This window comes from Candidatus Omnitrophota bacterium (assembly GCA_023819145.1).
Lineage (GTDB): Bacteria > Omnitrophota > Gorgyraeia > DTHP01 > DTHP01 > JBFWKV01.
Map to the genome: position 1 here is coordinate 1 of JAMWCW010000027.1, position 3,461 is coordinate 3,461.

General features: G+C 35.6%; 5 protein-coding genes. 1 reads left to right on the top strand and 4 read right to left on the bottom strand.

From position 1 onward, the window contains the following. Nucleotides 1-159: 159 nt before the first annotated feature. On the bottom strand, nucleotides 160-345 hold the full coding sequence (locus NC818_07595; protein ID MCM8784604.1) for a hypothetical protein: 186 nt from the start codon (nucleotides 343-345) through the stop codon (nucleotides 160-162). A 37-nt stretch (nucleotides 346-382) separates the two neighbouring features. Here NC818_07595 and NC818_07600 point away from each other — a divergent pair, with 37 nt between their 5' ends. Continuing rightward, on the top strand, nucleotides 383-469 hold the full coding sequence (locus NC818_07600; protein ID MCM8784605.1) for a site-specific DNA-methyltransferase: 87 nt from the start codon (nucleotides 383-385) through the stop codon (nucleotides 467-469). A gap of 26 nt (nucleotides 470-495) precedes the next feature. On the opposite strand, the gene NC818_07605 is transcribed toward NC818_07600, so the two are convergent. From NC818_07605 to NC818_07615, 3 genes are all read right to left on the bottom strand, one after another. Further along, on the bottom strand, nucleotides 496-804 hold the full coding sequence (locus NC818_07605) for a LysM domain-containing protein (protein MCM8784606.1): 309 nt from the start codon (nucleotides 802-804) through the stop codon (nucleotides 496-498). Between the two features lie 665 nt (nucleotides 805-1,469). Next, complete coding sequence (locus NC818_07610; GenBank protein ID MCM8784607.1) at nucleotides 1,470-3,008, bottom strand: carboxypeptidase-like regulatory domain-containing protein; 1,539 nt, start codon at nucleotides 3,006-3,008, stop codon at nucleotides 1,470-1,472. Between the two features lies 1 nt (nucleotide 3,009). Next, nucleotides 3,010-3,273 carry a hypothetical protein gene (locus tag NC818_07615; GenBank protein MCM8784608.1) on the bottom strand — a complete coding sequence of 88 codons (264 nt, stop codon included), beginning with the start codon at nucleotides 3,271-3,273 and terminating at the stop codon, nucleotides 3,010-3,012. Nucleotides 3,274-3,461: the final 188 nt, after the last annotated feature.

Below are 3,461 nucleotides of genomic sequence, written 5' to 3' on the forward strand. Positions count from 1 at the left end.
TGTAGTATTGTTTAGAACCATTTGAGCCGTCTCCCCAGTATTTAGCTGAGACGCAAGCGTCTTCTGAAGTCCATTTTGTGTCGGTGGATAATAAAATGCCATATAGTAAATTTTCTTAAAAAAGAGAATTGGTTTTCAAGATTGACTGCCCTTGTTTAGTTATTTTTTTACTATAAAACCGCTTTTATCTACTATAAATGGCTGCTTTCCCAACTTTTGACCAAATGTTCCGTTTGTTATATGTGAACTAGTTAACTCTTCCCAAACCGCATTGCTTACCGAATAAGCGGATAAGGGAATAGCAACGGGAGGAGTAACAGGTAAAGCATCAGCCCAGTTATCCATTCCGCCCAACGGTGTAGTTTTAGACCAATTTTGCGGATTGGGAACGACTTGTTTAGTCGCCAGAAAACTGGGAAGGAACTTTATTGGAATTGATATTAAGGAAGAATATGTAAAGGCTGCCTAAAAAAGATTAAGCCAATTATTACTTGTCTAACCTTGACTATCCTCCTTTTGTTCATTAGGTTTTGGAAGTTCTTTCTTTATCAGAATATGGGGAATTTCTATTTCCTGGCCGGTGTATAAAGAATCCGAACCGTACTTTTCCGTTAGAAAAGTCCAAAGCTCGTAGGGATTAACTTCAAATTTGTGGGCAATATCAAAGGCGGTTTCTCCCTCTTTAACGGTATATTTCAATCGTTCACAGCCTTCGGGAAGAGGTTTTTGGAAGATTTCGTCACCCTCTAATTTAATAGCTTCTATAGATTCACCATCTTTGATGATAAAAGTTGTTTTCGACATAGATTAAAAATAAATAATTATTGGATTTTTCTAAATTAGATAAAGCTATATTTCTTCCAACAATATCTTATTCTGCCCGTCCTGCGGTTTTAAATTCATATAAATCCTTTTTCCCATCGGCATTAGAAGTTTAACCGCAGGTTGTAATACCGCCACCTCTTCTCTTTTCCTATCCATTCAGTTGCTCCAAATTCTGGCAATCCCCAACTTCCTATATGCATTCTTTACTCACCCCCTTTCGTATGCTATAATACCCTTAATGAAAAACAAATTATTAGTCATTTTCTTTTTTGGCATTCCTGTTTCCCTTTTCTTCTATATCTTTTTTATGTGGCATACTTACAAAACAAATATGCCGCTTTGGGCTGATTTCATAACTATTCCCGCCATTATTTTTTGGTTTGTAAATCTTTTTTTTATTTTCAAAAAATTATTTTCAACAATCAAATCGAAATTTAAATCTTAACCTCTTTGTCTCTTTTTTTTTAATAAAAAAGACGGAGATTTCCGTCTTGAGATAAAAAAACCACAAGTTTTCCTGTGGTTTAGGCTGTTAATCACTTGATAATATCAAGAAAATTAACTAATAAATTAGTAACATATTTTAAAAGTTTTGTCAAGAACCATAAGTGAAGAATTATTGGATTTTTCTAAATTAGATAAAGCTATATTTCTTCCCACAATATCTTATTCTGTCCATCCGCAGGTTTTAAATTCTTGTAAATCCTTTTTCCCATCGGCATTAGAAGCTTAACCGCAGGCTCTAAAACTTCAATCTCTTCTCTTTTCCTATCCATCGTATATTTTATTGTTTTGGTTTGATAGCCATCTTTAGATATAGTAACGGTGTGAGGGTCATAAAAGGTTTGAGTATCTTGGGGTGGGGTAATAATTTTTACTCTTTTTTCATAAGTCGCCCACTGCTGAGTTATGTTTCCATTCTCATTTGTAGTCGTGGAGAATACCTGTGTTCCGTATTTATCCTTCATTACCACCGTTGCTCCACTAATCTCATTTCCCGCATTATCAATTACCTTCAAATCAAAAGAAAATTGGTAATAAACAGTTACACCTCTATCGCTCGATGTTATATCGTAAACTTTTGTGGTAATCGTGCAGTTTTTCATATAAACGATAGAAGTATTAGGATAGTTATTCCAAAAAGTTAAAGTGTCGATAACTGTATCGCTAAATGTTCCACCGCTTCGAAGCTTAAGATTTGTCAATCTTAAATTTGAAGCTAGTGTTGGTGAATTTTCAAGAATTAAACCACCTGCTATAGTGCTATAGTTCATATTAACCGGAAGTGTTACATGAAGTTGTCCCATAGAATTTAAAAAATCAGTGGTGTATAAATTTAAGGCCGCACTGTAAATTATATATTGAATATAAGTTGTATTTACCAAAGTTCCATAAAATTTAAGCGTAGGATTACCTGTCAATGCCCTAAATCCCCCTACCTCACCTGCTTGTATCATATTAAAAAGTATATAAGAACCATTGTATCCTCTTCCATTACTAAGCGTCCCAAATTGAACGGTTACCTGACTGCCTTTTAACCAAATTACCCTTCCCGCTAAAACTATAAATTCTAAAAATTCATTGCTTGAGGTAAAAGAAGTCGTGGTAGAGTTGTCGCCAATGGTTAAAGTGGCGTTTATTCTGTAAGCCTGCCCTTGATTTTCAACAACTCCCCAGCCCCCAGCCACATCTGCATTATAAATGGTCGCCAAAGTAACTGTCCCCGTAGCAATAATGTTATTGTCTCCCGCCTTAACCTTCTGAGTGCTGTTTGCTCCACCTTCGGTTGGGGTGTCTATGGCAGATATTCTTACTCTTACCCAATTCATATTTTGTGAATTGATAGTAGTTTTTCTCCAGTTTATAGGCGGAACAAAAGAAACTGTTTGTTGACCCAAATTAGTAAAGTTAGAAGTGCCGTCTGTTACGGTTAAAGCAACCCAATTATAACCATTCCAATACTCCCAAACAAAAGTAACTGAGGTAGCTGCAAAAGCTGTTCCGATATAAAGCTGAATATCATCAAAAATACCATTCTTGCCAAAATATAGAATATCCCCAACCTCCGCATCGTCAGGGAAATAATCAAAATCCGTGTTGGTAGCATTATTAGATGAAAAAACACCACCATCGTTAGTATAAATATATCCCAAGTCCGTTAAAGTATTATAAGTAACGGCCATATTATTTCAGAATTTCGTTAATCTGTGCAATTCTTTTACTCGCATATTCCTTTTGTGAATAATAAGGATGGATTATTTTCCCCTCCTGTAATAATTCCTCTTCTGTCGGTTCTTCCATCACCAGTAACGCTTCCAAATTCGCCTTTTCCTGTCTTAACGCCTCCAAATCAATGCTTTCTTCAATTACTTTATATTTAACCGCCGTATTCTCGTTTATCTTTTTAATTTGCTCCGCTCCTGCTAAAGCAGATAAATCTACTGCCATAATTCACCTCCTGTCAATAGGCGTTCTTATAATTTGAATAAGTCAAACTTCCTCTATCGGTCCAAGCAGACGAATAATTGTCATAAGAAGAATTATTTTTCTGAGTGGCATAAGAAATCGCAACTCCTTCACTGGTATCAATTTTCTGGATTGCCCAAGTTCCGTCTTTATCTTCTTTGCCTACATAG